Annotated in this window: 19 protein-coding genes and 1 riboswitch; of the genes, 7 read left to right on the forward strand and 12 right to left on the reverse strand. The window is 56.7% G+C overall.

The window, feature by feature from the left end; genetic code table 11:
• Positions 1–56: 56 nt before the first annotated feature.
• Positions 57–4,280, forward strand: coding sequence for a DNA-directed RNA polymerase subunit beta' (gene rpoC / locus ACW9E7_RS21570; RefSeq protein ID WP_023309968.1), 4,224 nt, complete (start codon positions 57–59; stop codon positions 4,278–4,280).
• A gap of 58 nt (positions 4,281–4,338) precedes the next feature.
• On the opposite strand, the gene ACW9E7_RS21575 is transcribed toward rpoC, so the two are convergent.
• From ACW9E7_RS21575 to rsd, 10 genes are all read right to left on the reverse strand, one after another.
• Positions 4,339–4,656 carry a PTS lactose/cellobiose transporter subunit IIA gene (locus ACW9E7_RS21575; protein ID WP_008503455.1) on the reverse strand — a complete coding sequence of 106 codons (318 nt, stop codon included), beginning with the start codon at positions 4,654–4,656 and terminating at the stop codon, positions 4,339–4,341.
• Positions 4,656–4,964, reverse strand: coding sequence for a PTS sugar transporter subunit IIB (locus tag ACW9E7_RS21580; RefSeq protein WP_023334100.1), 309 nt, complete (start codon positions 4,962–4,964; stop codon positions 4,656–4,658). Before ACW9E7_RS21580 ends, ACW9E7_RS21575 begins: the two co-directional genes overlap by 1 nt.
• Positions 4,965–5,144: 180 nt before the next feature.
• Positions 5,145–6,686 (reverse strand): sensor domain-containing diguanylate cyclase, encoded by a 1,542-nt coding sequence (locus tag ACW9E7_RS21585; protein WP_458728352.1) that lies wholly within the window; start codon positions 6,684–6,686, stop codon positions 5,145–5,147.
• Between the two features lie 336 nt (positions 6,687–7,022).
• On the reverse strand, positions 7,023–8,150 hold the full coding sequence (gene thiH, locus ACW9E7_RS21590; RefSeq protein WP_458728353.1) for a 2-iminoacetate synthase ThiH: 1,128 nt from the start codon (positions 8,148–8,150) through the stop codon (positions 7,023–7,025).
• Positions 8,147–8,917 carry a thiazole synthase gene (gene thiG, locus ACW9E7_RS21595; RefSeq protein ID WP_111966108.1) on the reverse strand — a complete coding sequence of 257 codons (771 nt, stop codon included), beginning with the start codon at positions 8,915–8,917 and terminating at the stop codon, positions 8,147–8,149. Before thiG ends, thiH begins: the two co-directional genes overlap by 4 nt.
• A gap of 1 nt (position 8,918) precedes the next feature.
• Positions 8,919–9,119, reverse strand: coding sequence for a sulfur carrier protein ThiS (thiS, locus tag ACW9E7_RS21600; RefSeq protein WP_149367511.1), 201 nt, complete (start codon positions 9,117–9,119; stop codon positions 8,919–8,921).
• Positions 9,103–9,858 (reverse strand): HesA/MoeB/ThiF family protein, encoded by a 756-nt coding sequence (locus tag ACW9E7_RS21605; RefSeq protein ID WP_458728354.1) that lies wholly within the window; start codon positions 9,856–9,858, stop codon positions 9,103–9,105. Before ACW9E7_RS21605 ends, thiS begins: the two co-directional genes overlap by 17 nt.
• Complete coding sequence (gene thiE / locus ACW9E7_RS21610) at positions 9,848–10,486, reverse strand: thiamine phosphate synthase (RefSeq protein ID WP_458728355.1); 639 nt, start codon at positions 10,484–10,486, stop codon at positions 9,848–9,850. The genes ACW9E7_RS21605 and thiE overlap by 11 nt, the downstream gene beginning before the upstream one ends.
• Positions 10,486–12,381, reverse strand: a complete 1,896-nt coding sequence (gene thiC / locus ACW9E7_RS21615) for a phosphomethylpyrimidine synthase ThiC (protein WP_458728356.1) — start codon at positions 12,379–12,381, stop codon at positions 10,486–10,488. Before thiC ends, thiE begins: the two co-directional genes overlap by 1 nt.
• Before the next feature lie 79 nt (positions 12,382–12,460).
• Positions 12,461–12,569: riboswitch (TPP riboswitch) on the reverse strand.
• A 54-nt stretch (positions 12,570–12,623) separates the two neighbouring features.
• A complete protein-coding gene (gene rsd / locus ACW9E7_RS21620) occupies positions 12,624–13,121 on the reverse strand; it encodes a sigma D regulator (protein WP_115877037.1) in 498 nt (165 codons plus the stop codon).
• Between the two features lie 95 nt (positions 13,122–13,216).
• On the opposite strand from rsd, the gene nudC reads away from it, so the two are divergent.
• From nudC to ACW9E7_RS21650, 6 genes are all read left to right on the forward strand, one after another.
• Positions 13,217–13,990: an NAD(+) diphosphatase gene (gene nudC / locus ACW9E7_RS21625; protein ID WP_115877038.1), complete on the forward strand. Its 774-nt coding sequence runs from the start codon at positions 13,217–13,219 to the stop codon at positions 13,988–13,990.
• Positions 13,991–14,028: 38 nt separating this feature from the next.
• Positions 14,029–15,093, forward strand: coding sequence for a uroporphyrinogen decarboxylase (gene hemE, locus ACW9E7_RS21630; RefSeq protein WP_029742041.1), 1,065 nt, complete (start codon positions 14,029–14,031; stop codon positions 15,091–15,093).
• 9 nt (positions 15,094–15,102) lie between these two features.
• Positions 15,103–15,774, forward strand: a complete 672-nt coding sequence (gene nfi / locus ACW9E7_RS21635; RefSeq protein ID WP_458728357.1) for a deoxyribonuclease V — start codon at positions 15,103–15,105, stop codon at positions 15,772–15,774.
• A 41-nt stretch (positions 15,775–15,815) separates the two neighbouring features.
• Entirely contained in the window at positions 15,816–16,406 is a 591-nt protein-coding gene (locus ACW9E7_RS21640; protein WP_008503468.1) for a YjaG family protein, read from the forward strand.
• Between the two features lie 186 nt (positions 16,407–16,592).
• Positions 16,593–16,865, forward strand: a complete 273-nt coding sequence (gene hupA, locus ACW9E7_RS21645) for a nucleoid-associated protein HU-alpha (RefSeq protein ID WP_002445246.1) — start codon at positions 16,593–16,595, stop codon at positions 16,863–16,865.
• A gap of 11 nt (positions 16,866–16,876) precedes the next feature.
• Positions 16,877–17,569: a DUF1481 domain-containing protein gene (locus ACW9E7_RS21650; protein WP_115877041.1), complete on the forward strand. Its 693-nt coding sequence runs from the start codon at positions 16,877–16,879 to the stop codon at positions 17,567–17,569.
• A 58-nt stretch (positions 17,570–17,627) separates the two neighbouring features.
• On the opposite strand, the gene purD is transcribed toward ACW9E7_RS21650, so the two are convergent.
• Both purD and purH read right to left on the reverse strand, forming a co-directional pair.
• Entirely contained in the window at positions 17,628–18,920 is a 1,293-nt protein-coding gene (purD, locus tag ACW9E7_RS21655) for a phosphoribosylamine--glycine ligase (RefSeq protein WP_458728358.1), read from the reverse strand.
• A 15-nt stretch (positions 18,921–18,935) separates the two neighbouring features.
• Positions 18,936–20,525, reverse strand: a complete 1,590-nt coding sequence (purH, locus tag ACW9E7_RS21660; protein ID WP_458728359.1) for a bifunctional phosphoribosylaminoimidazolecarboxamide formyltransferase/IMP cyclohydrolase — start codon at positions 20,523–20,525, stop codon at positions 18,936–18,938.
• Between the last annotated feature and the right edge of the window lie 257 nt (positions 20,526–20,782).

Below are 20,782 nucleotides of genomic sequence, written 5' to 3' on the forward strand. Positions count from 1 at the left end.
TGGTGCCGGGTTAACCCCCGGCACCAGATTGTGCTAACTCCGACGGGAGCAAATCCGTGAAAGATTTATTAAAGTTTCTGAAAGCGCAGACTAAAACCGAAGAGTTTGATGCGATCAAAATTGCTCTGGCTTCGCCAGACATGATCCGTTCATGGTCTTTCGGTGAAGTTAAAAAGCCGGAAACCATCAACTACCGTACGTTCAAACCTGAACGTGACGGCCTTTTCTGTGCGCGTATTTTCGGGCCAGTAAAAGATTACGAGTGCCTGTGCGGTAAGTACAAGCGCCTGAAACACCGTGGTGTGATCTGTGAGAAGTGCGGTGTTGAAGTGACCCAGACCAAAGTGCGTCGTGAGCGCATGGGCCACATCGAGCTGGCGTCTCCGACCGCTCACATCTGGTTCCTGAAATCTCTGCCGTCCCGTATCGGTCTGCTGCTGGATATGCCGCTGCGCGATATCGAACGTGTTCTGTACTTCGAATCTTATGTGGTTATCGAAGGCGGGATGACGAACCTGGAACGTCATCAGATTCTGACTGAAGAGCAGTATCTGGACGCGCTGGAAGAGTTCGGTGACGAATTTGACGCGAAGATGGGTGCGGAAGCTATTCAGGCCCTGCTGAAGAGCATGGATCTGGAGCAAGAGTGCGAGCAGCTGCGTGAAGAGCTGAACGAAACCAACTCCGAAACCAAACGTAAAAAGCTGACCAAGCGTATCAAACTGCTGGAAGCGTTCGTTCAGTCTGGTAACAAACCAGAGTGGATGATCCTGACCGTTCTGCCGGTTCTGCCGCCAGATCTGCGTCCACTGGTTCCGCTGGATGGTGGTCGTTTCGCAACGTCCGATCTGAACGATCTGTATCGTCGCGTTATCAACCGTAACAACCGTCTGAAACGTCTGCTGGATCTGGCTGCGCCGGACATCATCGTACGCAACGAAAAACGTATGCTGCAGGAAGCGGTAGATGCCCTGCTGGATAACGGTCGTCGCGGTCGTGCGATCACCGGTTCTAACAAACGTCCTCTGAAATCTTTGGCCGACATGATCAAAGGTAAACAGGGTCGTTTCCGTCAGAACCTGCTCGGTAAGCGTGTTGACTACTCCGGTCGTTCTGTAATCACCGTAGGTCCATACCTGCGTCTGCATCAGTGCGGTCTGCCGAAGAAAATGGCACTGGAGCTGTTCAAACCGTTCATCTACGGCAAGCTGGAACTGCGTGGCCTCGCCACCACTATCAAAGCCGCTAAGAAAATGGTTGAGCGTGAAGAAGCTGTCGTTTGGGATATCCTGGACGAAGTTATCCGCGAACACCCGGTACTGCTGAACCGTGCACCAACTCTGCACCGTTTGGGTATCCAGGCATTTGAGCCAGTCCTGATCGAAGGTAAAGCTATCCAGCTGCACCCGCTGGTTTGTGCGGCCTATAACGCCGACTTCGATGGTGACCAGATGGCTGTTCACGTACCGCTGACGCTGGAAGCCCAGCTCGAAGCGCGTGCGCTGATGATGTCTACCAACAACATCCTGTCCCCAGCGAACGGTGAACCAATTATCGTTCCTTCTCAGGACGTTGTACTGGGTCTGTACTACATGACCCGTGACTGTGTTAACGCCAAAGGCGAAGGCATGGTGCTGACTGGCCCGAAAGAAGCTGAGCGTATTTATCGCGCTGGCCTGGCCTCTCTGCATGCGCGCGTTAAAGTGCGTATCACCGAATACGAAAAAGATGAAAACGGCGAATTCGTTGCGAAAACCAGCCTGAAAGACACGACCGTTGGCCGTGCCATTCTGTGGATGATCGTACCGAAAGGTCTGCCTTTCTCCATCGTCAACCAGGCGCTGGGCAAGAAAGCGATCTCCAAAATGCTGAACACCTGTTACCGCATTCTGGGTCTGAAGCCGACCGTTATCTTCGCTGACCAGACAATGTATACCGGCTTTGCTTACGCAGCGCGTTCAGGTGCATCTGTTGGTATCGATGACATGGTCATCCCAGAGAAGAAACACGAGATCATCTCTGAAGCAGAAGCCGAAGTTGCTGAGATCCAGGAGCAGTTCCAGTCTGGTCTGGTTACCGCGGGCGAACGCTATAACAAAGTTATCGATATCTGGGCAGCGGCGAACGATCGTGTATCCAAAGCGATGATGGATAACCTGCAGACCGAAACCGTGATTAACCGTGACGGCGTAGAAGAGCAGCAGGTTTCCTTCAACAGCATCTACATGATGGCCGACTCCGGTGCGCGTGGTTCCGCAGCACAGATTCGTCAGCTGGCAGGTATGCGTGGTCTGATGGCGAAGCCAGATGGCTCCATCATCGAAACGCCAATCACCGCGAACTTCCGTGAAGGTCTGAACGTACTCCAGTACTTCATCTCCACGCACGGTGCTCGTAAGGGTCTGGCGGATACCGCACTGAAAACTGCGAACTCCGGTTATCTGACGCGTCGTCTGGTTGACGTTGCGCAGGATCTGGTTGTGACCGAAGACGATTGTGGCACCCTCGAAGGTATCACCATGACCCCGGTTATCGAGGGCGGTGATGTTAAAGAGCCACTGCGCGATCGCGTTCTGGGTCGTGTAACCGCGGAAGACATTCTGAAGCCGGGTACTGCAGACATTCTGGTTCCACGCAACACGCTGCTGCACGAGCACTGGTGTGACCTGCTGGAAGCGAACTCTGTTGACTCCGTGAAAGTACGTTCCGTTGTATCCTGTGACACCGACTTTGGTGTATGTGCGCACTGCTATGGTCGTGACCTGGCGCGTGGCCACATCATCAACAAAGGTGAAGCAATCGGCGTTATCGCGGCACAGTCCATCGGTGAGCCGGGTACACAGCTGACGATGCGTACGTTCCACATCGGTGGTGCGGCATCTCGTGCGGCTGCTGAATCCAGCATCCAGGTGAAAAACAAAGGTAGCATCAAGCTCAGCAACGCGAAGTCTGTTGTTAACTCCGCTGGCAAGCTGGTTGTGACCTCTCGTAACACCGAGCTGAAGCTGATCGACGAATTCGGTCGTACCAAAGAGAGCTATAAAGTGCCTTACGGTGCGGTTATGGCGAAAGGTGATGGCGAGCAGGTTGCCGGCGGTGAAACCGTTGCAAACTGGGATCCACACACCATGCCGGTTATCACCGAAGTAAGTGGTTTCATCCGCTTCACTGACATGATCGACGGCCAGACCATCACTCGTCAGACGGACGAGCTGACCGGTCTGTCTTCTCTGGTGGTTCTGGATTCTGCTGAACGTACTACCGGTGGTAAAGATCTGCGTCCTGCACTGAAAATCGTTGATGCTCAGGGTAACGACGTTCTGATCCCGGGTACCGACATGCCTGCGCAGTACTTCCTGCCGGGTAAAGCGATCGTTCAGTTGGAAGATGGCATTCAGATTGGTGCGGGTGATGCTCTGGCGCGTATTCCACAGGAATCCAGCGGTACCAAGGACATCACCGGTGGTCTGCCACGCGTTGCGGACCTGTTCGAAGCACGTCGTCCGAAAGAGCCTGCAATTCTGGCTGAAATCAGCGGTATCATCTCCTTCGGTAAAGAGACCAAAGGGAAGCGCCGTCTGGTTATCACTCCAGTAGATGGCAGCGAACCGTACGAAGAGATGATTCCTAAGTGGCGTCAGCTCAACGTGTTCGAAGGTGAACGTGTAGAACGTGGTGACGTGGTTTCCGATGGTCCAGAAGCTCCGCACGACATTCTGCGTCTTCGTGGCGTACACGCAGTAACGCGTTACATCACCAACGAAGTACAGGACGTTTACCGTCTGCAGGGCGTTAAGATTAACGATAAGCACATCGAAGTTATCGTTCGTCAGATGCTGCGTAAAGCAACCATCGAAAACGCAGGCAGCTCCGAGTTCCTGGAAGGCGAGCAGGTTGAATACTCACGCGTCAAGATCGCTAACCGCGAACTGGAAGCGAACGGCAAAATTGGTGCGACCTTCTCGCGCGATCTGCTGGGTATCACCAAAGCGTCTCTGGCAACCGAGTCCTTCATCTCTGCAGCATCGTTCCAGGAAACGACTCGTGTCCTGACCGAAGCCGCTGTTGCAGGTAAACGTGATGAACTGCGCGGTCTGAAAGAGAACGTCATCGTGGGTCGTCTGATCCCGGCTGGTACCGGTTATGCGTACCATCAGGATCGTATGCGTCGTCGTGCTGCGGGCGAACTGCCAGCTGCACCGCAGGTGACTGCTGAAGATGCATCCGCGAGCCTGGCAGAACTGCTGAACGCAGGTCTGGGCGGTTCCGACAACGAGTAATCGTTGATGCCGTAAATAAAAAACCCGCCTCGGCGGGTTTTTTTACATCTGCATGTATTCAATTCACCAACGGGATCCGACGATAAAGCTCAATCATATCGCCCGCCAGATCCTGAATGACCATGGCGTTCATCAGGTGATCCTGCGAGTGGACGGTGATCAGGTTAACCGGAAGCTTCCCGGTCCCCTCATCAAGACCGATAAGCTGCGTCTGGATCGTGTGCGCATGCTTCACATATTCGCGCGACTCTTCCATCGCTTTTTCTGCTTCGTCAAACTCACCTTTACGCGCCATCTGTAACGCCGTCAGGGCCGCACTGCGCGCCGCGCCTGCGTTGACCAGCAGTTCCATAATCGTGGTTTCTAAGTCTTCCATTATGACTCCAGAAGTTTGAGCGCTTTTTCCAGGACGGCATCCCCTTTCATCATGCCGTAATCCATCATGTCGATCACCGCGACCTTTTTACCCAGCGGCTCGGCCTGCGCCTGAAGTTTAGCCTGCTCGTATTTAACCTGTGGCCCCAGCAATACGATGTCGGCCGTCGCGATGTTGTCTTTAAACTCCGCAACCGGAACGGCTTTAATGGTGACTTCAACTCCTTTTTTCTGCGCGGCGTCTTTCATACGTTGAACCAGCATGCTGGTTGACATTCCCGCTGCACAGCATAAAACGATGTTCTTCATAATCAGCCTCGATCTACATGTGTTTATTGATAATTATCCCGTGCAGACCGCTTCAACAACCGCTTTACCGCGATTGTGTGTCAGGCATCACAAAGAAACCGGTGATTTTCTGAAACCGGTTACAATTTTGCATTGTCGGGCACCCGGCCCGTGGAAACGGGCAGGGTGAAAGAGGCAGGATTAGCTGATGGACGTTCGGTTAATGCGGTTTTTGCCCTGCTGTTTGGCGCTGTAGAGGGCATTATCAACGCTCCCGACAAATTGCTCCAGCGGTTCAAAATGCCACTCTCCAAGACCGCCGCTGAACGTAACCCGCAGGTTTTCTTCCCGCCAGACGCGCTTTTCAACGGCGGTACGCCACGCTTCCAGCAATGAGAGCGCGGAAGACATCTGCTCAGCCTGGAAGACTACCGCGAACTCTTCTCCACCATAACGGTAAATTGAGACGTGATGTGGCTGCATGATCTGAATCCCTTCGCGAGCCACGTTACGCAGAACAATATCACCGGTCAGGTGGCCCAGCGTGTCGTTAATTGACTTGAAGTTATCAATGTCTACCAGCGCCATCGCGAAAGGCTGCTGGGCATTCAGCAGCTCCGCGACATCGCTGTCGAACGCGCGGCGGTTTTTACAGCCCGTCAGCGCATCGTGAGTGGCCTGGCGAACATACGCCATTTCACGCTCTTTGTTGGACTGAATCGTGTGGCTCAGCATCGCTTCCAGGCGCGGCGCCTCGCTAACATCGCCAGTTTTGATGGCATTGATAATGTGCATCAGCACTGAACGCGAGGCGTGGCGGAGGTATAAGCCGAAGAGGATGATGATGATGGCGGCCAGCGCAAACCCCCAACCAACGATAGTTGTTTCGTGACGGGTAATATCGGTGAGCGTCTCGCCAGAGACCCGGTAGATGACAAACCAGTCCGGGTTGGTAAACGAGTAGTAGTAATACCAGGCGTTGCTTTTCTTGTCGTAAAGATGACCTTCGCCGCTGGTCATTTTGTCCATCAGCGCTTCGCTCACGTACTGTTTGAACAGCGCGCCGGTATCCGGATGCAGCACCACGGCACCATCGCGTTCGACGACGAAGAATTCCCCCTGAACGGGCGCCACCATCTGGCGCAGGGTGAAGCCCATAGACGTCAAATCGAGATGGAAAGCGAGCGTTCCCTTCAGTCTCCCTTCAGGCGAAATCAAAGGCTTATAGAGTGTTACCGTCGGATGGCCAGTGAAGTAGTCCATGTAGGGACGGGTGTAGTGACTGAAGATACTGGCTTCCGCCTGAGCGACGAACCACGGGCGTGTCCGGGGATCGAAGGTTTTACTCGTCTCCGTGGGGAGCACCTCTGGTGCGCGAAGATAATGCCCCTGCGTGTCCGCCAGCGAGATGGAGGAGACGGTCGGCATCAGGTTCTGCAAATGCATCATCATCTGCAGCCCTTGCGTCGGGTTGACGTTGAGCGTCTCGTTTAGCCTGTCGTCGCGGGCAAAGTACATCGCGGAACGGCCCAGGATATAGTCATTTTCACGCAGGATAGATTCGGTGTAGTTCACCGCCAGGTTATGCGTGAAGTTGCTATTGATCTTATGATAATCCTCAAGAAAATCCTTTCGTTGCGAAAGCGTTACCGCGATCGCGATCACCGCAAAACTGCAGAGGATCCCCGCAAAGCTGAGCATGATTGGCCGTGTAAAAGAGAGCTTTTTGCTGTGAAGTGCCATGAGCTGTACATCGTTCCTGATGGTGAATATTTTTCGTCTGCCGATATCCTCTCAGCATAGTCGCTGTCCTGCGGTTAGCGGTGAATTATACGGCGCACGATTTCTGACGAGATGATTTATCTTAAGAATCATTAAGAAAACACTTATTCATTTGCCGGGGGCAGTTTGTGAAATGAATCAGAGGCAGGGCGAAACGAGGAAGAAGCTTTTCGCCCCGGTCAGCATCCGTTGCTGACCTTGTGACAATAAAAAACCGGACGATCGATGACAATCATCCGGTTTTGCCTTTTCGTAGCGTCTCGACAAATTTCTATGATGTTGCTGTGCGTTTCAACGTCATTGCGAGGCTCTTCCCAGCCAGCTGTCCCAGTCTTTCCAGACAGGCTGAAGGCCCTGCGCCGTCAGGGCTGCGGCGACCGCTTCCGGACGTCGCCCGTCATGCGGCACAAACTGCTCCAGCTCCGGACGATCGTCGGCGTAGCCGCCAGGCTGCGTTTTGGAAAATGCGCTGACGTTGTTAATTGCAAGCGGGATAACGCGATCGCGAAACGCCGGGGACTCACGCGTTGAGAGCGATAATTCAACTTCCGGGGCGAGCAGGCGAAACGCGCAGATCGTCTGCACCAGCTGGCGTTCATCCATTAGCGAAGCCGGTATGATCCCTCCCGCACAGGGGCGCAGGCGCGGGAAGGAGATGGAATAACGGCTCTGCCAGTAGTGCTGCTGGAGCCACAGCAAATGTTCCGCCACCATATAACAATCCACCCGCCAGCTGTCGGAGAGCCCGATCAGCGCACCCAGACCGATTTTGTCGATACCCGCGCGGCCGAGCCTGTCCGGCGTTTCCAGCCGGAAAAAGAAATCCTGTTTCTTACCCTTCAGGTGGTGCCGGGCGTACGTCGCCTCATGATATGTTTCCTGGTAGACCATGACCCCGTCCAGCCCGAGGTTTTTGAGCTCTGCGTACTCCTCCTGCGACAGGGGCTGCACTTCCATCTGCAACGACGCAAACTGACGACGAATGGCGGGAAGGTGCTGACGGAAATAGTCCATTCCCACTTTTCCCTGATGTTCGCCCGTGACCAGCAGAAGATGTTCAAAGCCCATTTCACGAATGGCCGCACACTCCCGGGAAATCTCATCTTCATCGAGCGTTTTACGCTTGATGCGGTTGCTCATGGAAAAACCGCAGTAGGTGCAGTCATTGGCGCACAGGTTGGAGAGATAGAGCGGCACGTAGAAGCTCACCGTGTTGCCAAAACGCTGGCGGGTGAGCCGCTGTGCTCGCTGGGCCATCGGTTCGAGGTACGCGCTCGCCGCGGGGGAGAGCAGGGCCATCAGATCCTCGCGGGTCAGATGGCGGGCATGCAGCGCGCGCTCCACGTCAGCCGCCGTTTTGCTGTTGATGCGCAGGGCAATGTCGTCCCAGTTAAGCTGCCGCCAGCGCTCGGTAAACGTGCTCATGAGATCGCCTCCAGAAAACCGGTCAGCGGGCTGGTGGCCTGCGCCTGGAAACTGCGCGAACCGGGGCCGGCTCCCCTTGCCAGCAGGCCAGCCTCTACGGCCATGCGGAATGCACGCGCCATCATGACCGGATCGTCGGCAACCGCGATGGCCGTGTTGACCAGCACCGCGTCGGCACCCATTTCCAGCGCCTGCGCGGCATGGCTGGGCACGCCGATGCCCGCATCAACCACCACCGGCACGGTAGCCTGCTCAATAATGATTTCCAGCATCGCGCGGGTTTCCAGCCCCTGGTTGGAGCCAATGGGGGCACCCAGAGGCATGACGGCGGCGCAGCCGACCTCTTCCAGCCGTTTGCACAGGACAGGGTCAGCGCCGCAGTAGGGCAGAACGGTAAACCCTTGCTGCACCAGCTTTTCAGCCGCTTTCAGCGTTTCAATCGGGTCGGGCAGCAGCCAGCGGGCATCCGGATGGATTTCCAGCTTTAGCCAGCGGGTGCCGAGCGCCTCGCGGGCCAGCTGCGCGGCAAAAATCGCCTCTTCGGCCGTTTTGGCGCCGGAGGTGTTGGGCAACAGCGTGACGCCTGCTTCCAGCAACGGAGCCAGAATAGCATCGCTGTGGTGGCGCAGATCCACGCGCTTGAGCGCCAGCGTCACCAGCTGGCTGCCGCTTTCGCGAATGGCATCCACCATCAGCTGCGGCGAGGCGAATTTTCCGGTTCCGGTAAACAGATGCGAATCAAAAACCTTATCGGCAATACGTAACATCTCAGCCCCCTGCGATAACCTGAAACAGCAGGATCTGGTCGCCTTCATTGACCTGCTGATGTTCCCACTGCTCGCGCGGCAGGATCTGTTGATTGAGCGCCAGCGCCGTTCCCGGCTTGAGCTGACGCAGCTTGTCGAGCAGTGCGGCAATGGTAAGCCCGTCGTCGCATCTCATCGGCTCATCGTTAAACAGAATGCGCATCGCGGTCTCCACATACCGGGCAGCGGCTGGCGCGGCGTAACGCCAGCTGGCGCCAGCTGCTGGAGCGGGCATCAAACAGCCGCAGCGTATTGCGTTCCGTCTCCATGCCGCTGAGCAGCTTGATGGCCTCCAGCGCCTGCATGGTGCCCATCACCCCGACCACCGGGCCAAGAATGCCCGCCGTACGGCAGTTGCGCGTCGGCTCGGTATCGTCTGGCCACAGGCAGCGATAGCAGCCCTGCGTCCAAGGCGGGGTCAGGACCATCATTTGCCCGCCGAACCCCACCGCGCTGGCGGTAATGAGCGGAGTATGATTTGCCACGCAGGCGGCGTTAATCGCCTGGCGCGTCGCCATGTTGTCCGTGCAGTCCAGCACCACGTCGGCAAGGGCGACTTCACGGCGCAGGCTTTCACCGCTAAGCCGCTCCTGTAAGGCAATCAGCTCGATATCCGGGTTGAGCTGCGCCAGGCGCTGCCGGGTGATTTGCGCTTTCGGCTGGTTGATATCCTCGGTGGTAAAGAGGATTTGTCGCTGCAGGTTGCTGAGGTGAACCTCGTCGTCGTCGGCCAGCACCAGCGTACCGATACCTGCGCCTGCCAGATAAAGCGCGGCGGGTGCGCCTAATCCGCCCAGACCGACAATCAGCACCCGGCTGGCGAGCAGCTTTTGCTGTCCGTCGATGGCGATATCTTCCAGCAGGATCTGACGGCTGTAGCGCATAAAGTCACTATCGTTCATCGCCTGCTCCTGCCAGCTGTAACAGCTGTTCGGTGGCGGACCGCCAGTCTGCGGCCTGGGTGATGGCACTGACGACGGCGATGCTGCCGACGCCGGTCTCCAGCACCGCCGGGGCACGTTCAAGGCTGATTCCTCCGATGGCGACAGTGGGGTAATCGGCAAGGCGTTTAACGTGACTTGCCAGCTGCGTCAGACCCTGCGGAGCGGAGGGCATCTGCTTGGTTTGCGTCGGGAAGACGTGACCGAGCGCGATGTAAGAGGGACGGGCCGCCAGGGCCACGTCAATCTCCATGTCATCGTGCGTTGACACGCCCAGACGCAACCCGGCTTCACGGATTGCGCTCAGATCCGTTGTTTCCAGGTCCTCCTGGCCCAGATGCACGCCGTACGCCCGGTGCTTAACGGCCAGCCGCCAGTAGTCGTTGATAAACAGGCGGGCGTTATACCGGCGCCCCAGCGCGATGGCGGCAACCACATCGGCTTCCACCTCGTCATCGTGCTTGTCCTTGATGCGCAGCTGGATCGTGCGAACGCCTGCTTCCAGCAGTCGCGCTATCCACGCCACGCTGTCCACCACCGGATAGAGCCCTAAACGGTAGGGGACGGGCGGGAAATCGGGCTGGTACATTACGCCTCCTCTTTTTTGAGGTAGATTTCGCCGCCTCTGGCGCGGAAGGTTTCAGACATGTCCGCCATGCCCACTTCAATGGTTTGCGCTGCGGCGTAGTCGCGCACCTCCTGGCTGATTTTCATCGAGCAGAATTTTGGTCCGCACATGGAGCAGAAATGCGCGACTTTGCCCGATTCCTGCGGCAGGGTTTCGTCGTGGTAGGCGCGGGCGGTGAACGGGTCCAGCGCCAGGTTGAACTGATCCTCCCAGCGGAATTCAAAGCGCGCCTTCGACATGGCGTTATCGCGGATTTGCGCGCCCGGATGGCCCTTGGCCAGATCCGCCGCGTGGGCGGCAATTTTGTAGGTAATCAGCCCTTGCTTCACGTCCTCTTTGTTTGGCAGGCCGAGGTGCTCTTTCGGCGTCACGTAGCAGAGCATGGCGCAGCCGAACCAGCCGATCATCGCCGCGCCAATGCCTGAGGTGAAGTGGTCATAGCCCGGCGCAATATCGGTGGTCAACGGTCCCAGGGTGTAGAACGGCGCTTCGTGGCAGTGCTCCAGCTCCTCGGTCATGTTGCGGCGGATCATCTGCATCGGCACGTGTCCCGGGCCTTCAATCATCACCTGCACGTCATACTCCCAGGCGATTTTGGTCAGTTCGCCCAGCGTGTGCAGCTCGGCAAACTGCGCTTCGTCGTTGGCGTCACGGATGGAGCCCGGGCGCAGGCCGTCGCCCAGTGACAGAGAGACGTCATAGGCGGCGCAGATCTCGCAAATTTCGCGGAAGTGTTCGTAGAGGAAGTTTTCCCGGTGATGGGAGAGGCACCACTTCGCCATGATGGAGCCGCCGCGCGAGACGATGCCGGTCAGACGCTTCGCGGTCATCGGCACGTAGCGCAGCAGCACGCCCGCGTGAATGGTGAAGTAGTCCACGCCCTGCTCGGCCTGCTCCAGCAGGGTGTCGCGGAACGCTTCCCAGGTGAGGTCTTCGGCAATGCCGTTGACCTTCTCCAGCGCCTGATAAATCGGGACGGTGCCGATCGGCACCGGGCTGTTACGCAGGATCCATTCGCGGGTTTCATGGATATAGCGGCCGGTGGAAAGATCCATTACCGTATCCGCACCCCAGCGCGTGGACCAGACCAGCTTTTCCACCTCTTCTTCGATGGAGGAGGTGACGGCCGAGTTACCGATGTTCGCGTTGACCTTCACCAGGAAGTTGCGGCCGATAATCATCGGCTCGGACTCCGGGTGGTTGATGTTGGCGGGGATAATCGCGCGCCCGGCGGCCACTTCGTCACGCACAAACTCCGGCGTGATGTTCTCCGGCAGGCGAGCGCCAAAGCCTTCACCAGGATGCTGATAGCGCAGCACTTCGCTGCGGATACGCTCGCGACCCATGTTTTCACGGATGGCGATGAACTCCATCTCCGGCGTGACGATACCCTGGCGGGCGTAGTGCAGCTGGGTCACGCATTTACCTGCTTTAGCACGTTTTGGCGTCAGCAGGCCGGTAAAGCGCAGCTCGTCCAGACCGTCGTCGGCCAGGCGCTCTTTGGTGTACGCAGAGCTGAGCACGCTCAGCTCTTCGCAGTCGTTACGCGCGTCAATCCACGGCTGGCGCAGCTTTGCCAGCCCCTGCTGGACGTTGATGGCAACATCAGGATCGCCGTATGGGCCGGAGGTGTCATACACCGGCACGGCTTCGTTGTCTTCATACTGCGGATTCTCTTTGCTGCCGCCGATAAGCGTCGGGCTGAGGTGGATTTCGCGCATCGGAACGCGAATATCGTCCTGCGAGCCGGAAATGTAGATGCGTTTCGAGTTCGGGAAAGCAGTGCTTTCCAGGGTATCGATGAAGTGTTGGGCCTGTGCGCGCTGTTCGCGGCGGGTCAGTTTTGCAGTAGACATAGCTCATTCCAAAAGTGAAGGACATGGCTTGTCAGACGACGGATGAAGCAAGAGAGGATCGCCCGGGGGGCGATACAACAGCAGTGTGACTCTTGTTCCCTTCGCAGGTATTAGCCTGATCAGGTTCCGCGGATCCCGAATTAACGGTCTCAGCCCGGCTTTCGCTCTGGGCACTCCGACAAGAAAAATCCCCCTCGTGAGAGGGGCGAATGGTTGTAAATTACTCGTTAACGATTAAGAACTCAAGCAGGGCGCGCGACGTTCTCTTCGTTACTGATGTTCAAATCATTGTCCAGGGCGAGAGAGATCAGCTTATCTTCCAGCGTGAATCGCTCCTCCAGCGCTTCGCCGAGGTCGGATAGCGCTTTCTGGAACTCAAGATAGTTATCGTGATCGATGGCATTCTCGAGCGCGGAATCATAGTAATCCATGATCTGCTGGGTATTGGCTTCCAGCAGCGGATAGAGCTTGCTGGCCGCTAAATACGGCGTTGTCCCTTCCATTTCGCGGATAATGCGTTCATAAATATTGAAATGGCCGTCGGACAGATAGTCGACCAGGCCCTGACAAAAATCATCCAGCGCTTTTTCGTTCAGTCGCATAAACGATTCTTTGCCAGGCTTAATGCCGACCAGATTGTAATAAGCCACGAGTAGATGCTTGCGCACATGCAGCCAGCGATCCACCAGTTTGTTACTTCCTCTAACGCGCTCAGTCAGGCTTTCTAGCTGGTTTAACATGGTCGACTCCGCAAAGTGTAGGATTGAATCTGCTCATCCAGAATGTAACCACAATGCTAACAACATGTCAGTGAAGCGAAGGTAGTGCAATAGATATGGATCGTATTATTGAAAAATCAGATCTGGGTTGGTGGATCGTCAGCCACGAACAAAAATTATGGTTGCCCGGTGGAGAACTGCCCTACGGTGCGGCGGAAACGTTCGATCTCGTGGGCCAGCCTGCGCTAGAGATCGGCGAGTGGCAGGGTGAGCCCGTGTGGTTGATCCAGCAAGCGCGTCGTCAGGATATGGGATCCGTTCGCCAGGTGTTGGATCTGGACGTGGGCCTGTTCCAGCTGGCGGGGCGCGGCGTGCAGCTGGCGGAGTTTTATCGCTCGCACAAATACTGCGGCTACTGCGGTCATACCATGCACCCGAGCAAAACCGAGTGGGCGATGCTCTGCAGCCACTGCCGCGAGCGCTACTATCCGCAGATTGCGCCGTGCATTATCGTCGCTATCCGCCGGGATGATTCCATTCTGCTGGCGCAGCATACACGTCATCGCAACGGCGTACACACCGTGCTGGCCGGCTTCGTCGAGGTGGGCGAAACGCTGGAGCAGGCGGTGGCGCGCGAGGTAATGGAGGAGAGCGGCATCAAAGTGAAGAACCTGCGCTACGTTACCTCCCAGCCGTGGCCGTTCCCGCAGTCGCTGATGACGGCCTTTATGGCCGAATATGACAGCGGCGAGATCGTTATCGATCGGAAAGAGCTGCTGGATGCGAACTGGTATCGCTATGACGATCTACCGCTGCTCCCCCCACCGGGTACCGTGGCGCGTCGGCTAATAGAAGATACCGTGGCGATGTGTCGGGCCGAGTATGAGTAGTGTTACACTGAGGCCATGACGCTTAAGGAACTGCAAAAATGACCGAACTGAAGAACGATCGTTATCTGCGTGCGCTGCTGCGCCAGCCCGTTGATGTCACCCCGGTGTGGATGATGCGCCAGGCGGGACGCTATCTGCCAGAGTACAAAGCCACGCGCGCGCAGGCGGGCGATTTTATGTCGCTTTGCAAAAACGCCGAGCTGGCCTGTGAAGTGACGCTCCAGCCGCTGCGCCGCTTCCCGCTGGATGCGGCGATCCTCTTCTCGGATATTCTGACCATTCCGGATGCGATGGGCCTTGGCCTGTACTTCGAAACCGGTGAAGGTCCGCGTTTCACCTCTCCGATCAAAAGCAAAGCCGACGTGGACAAGCTGCCGATCCCCGATCCGGAAGGCGAACTGGGCTACGTGATGAACGCCGTGCGCACCATTCGCCGCGAGCTGAAAGGTGAAGTGCCGCTGATTGGCTTCTCAGGCAGCCCGTGGACGCTTGCGACCTATATGGTGGAAGGGGGCAGCAGCAAAGCCTTCACCATGATTAAAAAGATGATGTACGCCGAGCCGCTGGCCCTGCATGCGCTGCTCGACAAGCTGGCGAAGAGCGTTACGCTCTATCTGAACGCGCAGATTAAGGCGGGCGCGCAGTCGGTGATGATTTTCGATACCTGGGGCGGCGTGCTGACCGGGCGCGATTATCAGCAGTTCTCCCTGTATTACATGCATAAAATCGTCGACGGCCTGCTGCGTGAAAACGAAGGTCGCCGCGTGCCGGTGACGCTGTTCACCAAAGGTGGCGGCCAGTGGCTGGAAGCGATGGCGGCAACCGGCTGCGACGCGCTGGGTCTCGACTGGACCACCGATATTGCCGATGCGCGTCGTCGCGTGGGCGACAAAGTAGCGCTGCAGGGCAATATGGACCCGTCCATGCTTTATGCGCCGCCAGCCCGCATTGAAGAAGAAGTGTCGACTATACTGTCTGGTTTCGGCCAGGGGGAAGGCCACGTCTTTAACCTCGGCCACGGCATTCATCAGGATGTGCCGCCAGAACACGCAGGCGTATTTGTGGAGGCGGTGCATCGGCTTTCTGCCCAGTATCACAAGTAAGGAGTCGTTATGGATCTCGCGTCGCTACGCGCTCAACAAATCGAACTGGCCTCATCGGTGATCCGCGAGGATTGTCTGGATAAGGACCCTCCGCAGTACATTGGCGGAGCAGACGTCGGATTCGAGCAGGGTGGGGACGTGACGCGAGCGGCGATGGTGGTACTGAAATACCCTTCGCTTGAGCTGGTGGAGTACAAGGTCGAGCGTATCGCGACCACCATGCCGTACATTCCGGGCTTTCTCTCCTTCCGCGAATATCCCGCGCTGCTGGCAGCGTGGGAGCAGCTTTCGCAAAAACCTGACCTGCTGTTTGTCGATGGACACGGGATCTCACATCCGCGTCGTTTAGGCGTTGCCAGTCATTTTGGGCTGCTGGTGGATGTGCCGACCATTGGCGTCGCCAAGAAACGCCTGTGCGGCGCGTTTGAACCTCTTTCATCCGAGCCGGGTGCGCTGGCGCCGCTCATCCATAAAGGCGAGCAGCTGGCGTGGGTCTGGCGCAGCAAGGCACGCTGTAACCCGCTCTTTATCGCTACCGGGCACCGTGTGAGCATGGACAGCGCCCTCGCGTGGGTGCAGCGCTGCATGAAGGGCTACCGCTTGCCGGAGCCGACGCGCTGGGCAGACGCCGTGGCGTCTTCACGTCCGGCTTTTGTTCGTTGGCAGGAAATTCAGCGATGATTCAGGTAAACTGCGCCTAATTTTCGATTCGAGAGATCATCATGCTACAAAACCCAATTCACCTGCGCCTTGAAAAGCTGGAAAGCTGGCAGCACGTCACCTTTATGGCTTGCCTGTGCGAGCGCATGTATCCCAACTATGCCGCGTTCTGCAAGCAGACGGGTTTTGGTGATGGCCATATCTACCGCCGCATTCTGGATCTGATCTGGGAAACGCTGACGGTGAAAGACGCGAAGGTGAATTTCGACTCTCAGCTCGAAAAGCTGGAAGAGGCGATTCCGGTGGCGGATGATTTTGACCTGTACGGCGTCTACCCGGCAATTGATGCCTGCGTGGCGTTAAGCGAACTGCTGCACTCCCGACTGAGCGGTGAAACGCTGGAGCACGCTATTGAAGTCAGTAAGGCATCTATTACGACCGTCGCGATGCTGGAAATGACCCAGGAAGGTCGGGAAATGACCGACGAAGAGCTGCGTGCGAACCCGGCGGTTGAGCAAGAATGGGACATTCAGTGGGAAATTTTCCGCCTGTTAGCAGAGTGTGAAGAACGCGATATTGAGCTGATAAAAGGGCTGCGCGCGGACTTACGAGAGGCTGGCGAGAGCAATATTGGTATAATTTTTAACCAATGAGACAATAAATCTTGAGATAACGCCCGTTTTGTCGCTCCTCGACTCTTCCCTTTCGCCCCTTGTCTGGTCTACATTTGGGGGGCGAAAAAAAGTGGCTATCGGTGCGTGTATGCAGGAGAGTGCTTTTTTGGCATTTTCGTCGCACTCGATGCTTAGCAAGCGATAAACACATTGAAAGGATAACTTATGAACAAGACTCAACTGATTGATGTAATTGCGGACAAGGCTGATCTGTCTAAAGTGCAGGCTAAAGCTGCTCTGGAATCTACCCTGGCTGCTATTACTGAGTCTCTGAAAGAAGGTGATGCTGTACAACTGGTTGGTTTCGGTACCTTCAAAGTGAACCACCGCGCTGAGCGTACTGGCCGCAACCCGCAGACCGGTAAAGAAATCAAAATCGCCGCAGCTAACGTGCCGGCATTTGTTTCTGGTAAAGCACTGAAAGACGCTGTTAAGTAAGACGCGTGGCAGTGAACAGTTTTAGCGAAGGGGCGGTAACGCCCCTTTTGTCTTTCTGGCGTGGAACGCTCGCGCTGGCAGGCATGCTGCTGCTGTCAGCCTGTAGCCACGACACCTCCCTGCCGCCGTTTACCGCCAGCGGTTACGCGGACAACCAGGGCGCGGTCAGGGTCTGGCGCAAAGATTCCGGCGGCGAAGTTCATCTGCTTTCTGCCTTCAGCCCGTGGCATAACGGCAATACGTCGACTGCGGAATATCGCTGGCAGGGAGATGACCTGTCGCTGATTGAACTGAACGTCTACAGCAAAACCCCCGAACATGTGAAAGTGCGTTTTGACGACCATGGCGAGCTGAGCTTTATGCAGCGCGAAGTCAGCGGTCAAAAACAGCAGCTTTCCAGCGATCAAATCGCCCTCTACCGTTATCGTGCCGAACAAATCCGCCAGACCAGCGATGCGCTTCGTCTGGGTCGCGTTGTGCTGCGCCAGGGGCGCTGGCATGCCGATGGGTCGGTGACAACCTGCGAAGGGCAGACGGTCAAGCCTGAGCTCGAATCCTGGGCAACCGAACACATTCAACGCCGTCAGCGTCATTCATCAATGGAAGTGAGCGTGGCGTGGCTTGAGGCGCCGGAAGGCTCTCAGCTGCTGCTGGTGGCGAACGAAGACTTCTGCACCTGGCAGCCGACGGAGAAGAGTTTCTGAGGTAAATCCCCTCTCCCTTGAGGGAGAGGGGCAGGGTGAGGGGGAACAGACGGTTCCGTTACTCCCCCTGCTCGCGCGCAATAGCGCGATAGCCGATATCCTGACGGCTAAAGCTACCGTTCCAGTGAATATCTGCCATCAGCGCATAGGCGCGTTTCTGTGCTTCTGCCACGGTATGGCCTAGCGCGGTTGCACACAGCACGCGTCCGCCGTTGGTGAGGACGCGATCGTCGCCATCCAGCTTCGTACCCGCGTGGAACACCTTCGCACCTTCAATCTCTTCCAGCGGCAGGCCGTGGATTTCATCACCGGTGCTGTAGTTGCCCGGATAACCACCCGCAGCAATCACCACGCCGAGAGACGCACGCTCGTCCCACTCGGAGGTTTTCTCGTCCAGCTTGCCATCGCAGGCTGCCAGGCACAGATCCACCAGATCGGATTTCATGCGCAGCATGATTGGCTGCGTTTCCGGATCGCCAAAACGGCAGTTGAATTCGATGACCTTAGGGTTACCCTGCTTGTCGATCATCAGACCTGCGTAAAGGAAACCGGTGTAGGTATTACCTTCTGCCGCCATTCCCTTCACGGTAGGCCAGATGATGCGATCCATGGTGCGCTGGTGAACTTCGTCAGTCACTACCGGAGCGGGGGAGTAAGCCCCCATTCCACCGGTATTCGGGCCGGTATCGCCATTGCCCACACGCTTGTGGTCCTGGCTGGTGGCCATCGGCAGAACGTGCTCACCGTCGACCATCACGATGAAGCTTGCTTCTTCACCGTCGAGGAACTCTTCGATCACGATGCGGTGGCCCGCATCACCGAAAGCATTGCCCGCCAGCATATCCTGAACTGCGGCTTCGGCTTCGTCGAGCGTCATCGCGACGATCACGCCTTTACCGGCGGCCAGACCGTCGGCCTTGATAACAATCGGCGCGCCCTTCTCACGTAAGTAGGCCAGAGCAGGCTCCACTTCAGTGAAATTCTGATATTCCGCCGTCGGGATGTTATGACGCGCGAGGAAATCTTTGGTGAAGGCTTTGGAGCCTTCCAGCTGCGCGGCGCCTTCCGTTGGGCCGAAAATTTTCAGGCCCGCTGCGCGGAACGCATCCACCACGCCAATCACCAGCGGCGCTTCCGGGCCGACGATGGTCAGGTCGATTTTCTCGCTCTGGGCAAAACTCAGCAGCGCCGGAATGTCGGTCACGCCGATAGCCACGTTCTGCAGCGCGGGTTCCAGTGCGGTACCGGCGTTGCCCGGTGCCACGAAGACCGTTGTCACCAGCGGAGACTGCGCCGCTTTCCACGCCAGCGCGTGCTCGCGTCCGCCGTTACCAATCACTAATACTTTCATTTTCAGCTCCGGGAATTAATGGCGGAAGTGGCGCATGTCGGTGAAGATCATCGCGATGCCGTGTTCGTCGGCAGCGGCAATCACTTCGTCGTCGCGGATTGAACCGCCTGGCTGGATCACGCAGGTGATGCCCACAGCGGCTGCGGCGTCGATACCGTCACGGAACGGGAAGAAGGCGTCAGAGGCCATGGCGGAGCCTTTGACTTCCAGACCTTCGTCACCTGCTTTAATACCCGCGATTTTCGCAGAGTAAACGCGGCTCATCTGGCCTGCGCCTATCCCGATAGTCATGTTCTCTTTCGCATAGACGATGGCGTTGGATTTTACGAACTTCGCCACTTTCCAGCAGAACAGCGCGTCACGCAGTTCCTGTTCGGTCGGCTGGCGTTTGGTCACCACGCGCAGGTCGGCTTTTGTCACCATGCCCAGATCGCGGTCCTGAACCAGCAGGCCGCCGTTTATGCGTTTGAAGTCCAGGCCCGGCACGCGTTCTGCCCACTGGCCGCAAATCAGTACGCGCACGTTCTGTTTTGCCGCGGTGATTTTCAGCGCTTCTTCGGAGGCCGATGGCGCGATAATCACTTCGACAAACTGGCGGGAGATAATGGCCTGTGCGGTTTCAGCATCCAGTTCGCGGTTGAAGGCGATAATGCCGCCGAACGCGGAGGTCGGGTCGGTTTTGTAGGCGCGATCGTAGGCATCCAGAATAGAGGTGCTTACCGCCACGCCGCATGGGTTGGCGTGCTTGACGATAACGCAGGCCGGCTCGCTGAACTCTTTCACGCATTCCAGCGCCGCGTCGGTGTCGGCAATGTTGTTATAGGAGAGCGCTTTGCCCTGAACCTGCTGAGCGGTCGCAACAGAGGCTTCTTTTACCTCTTCTTCTATATAGAAGGCAGCCTGCTGGTGGCTGTTCTCACCGTAACGCATATCTTGTTTCTTAATGAAGTTCAGATTCAGGGTACGCGGGAAGCGGCCAGAAGGATCTTTGCTTTCACCGTGGTAAGCCGGCACCAGGCTACCGAAGTAGTTGGCGATCATGCTGTCATACGCTGCGGTGTGCTCGAAAGCTTTAATGGCGAGGTCGAAACGGGTATCCAGAGTCAGCGACCCTTCGTTGGCATCCATCTCATTAATAATGGTCTCGTAATCGCTGCTCTTCACCACGATAGCCACATCTTTATGGTTCTTGGCTGCTGAGCGCACCATGGTTGGGCCGCCAATATCAATATTCTCTACGGCATCCTCCAGAGAACAGCCTTCGCGGGCAACGGTCTGGGCAAACGGGTAGAGGTTAACGACAACCATGTCGATCGGCGCGATGTCGTGCTGTTCCATAATGGCGTCGTCCTGGCCGCGACGGCCAAGAATACCGCCGTGGACTTTCGGATGCAGGGTTTTGACGCGTCCATCCATCATTTCCGGGAAACCGGTGTAATCGGATACTTCGGTTACCGGCAGACCTTTATCTGCTAACAGGCGAGCGGTACCGCCTGTAGAAAGCAGTTCTACACCGCGTGCAGAAAGTGCCTGAGCGAATTCGACGATACCGGCTTTATCAGAAACACTGAGCAGAGCGCGGCGGACTGGACGACGTTGTTGCATGGTAAATCCCCTGGATTTCACGATTACAGAGAGCGTTAGATGAATTTTCCTGCGAAAAACTCATCTAACACACCTGACGAGGCATCCTTGTTAAGCGCGAGCATTTTAACGAAAACGTTTGCGCAACGCTCGCACATTTTCACTTTTTCGCATCACTGTGGATAACTTTGTGCATAAAAGGGTATAAGGCGGGGTTTTGCTGGGGAATGCAGCAGTCAGTCATTTTTTTGCAACTTTTCGGTTGCGGTCGTTCGGGA

The sequence above is a fragment of the Enterobacter sp. H2G27 genome, from assembly GCF_054403075.1.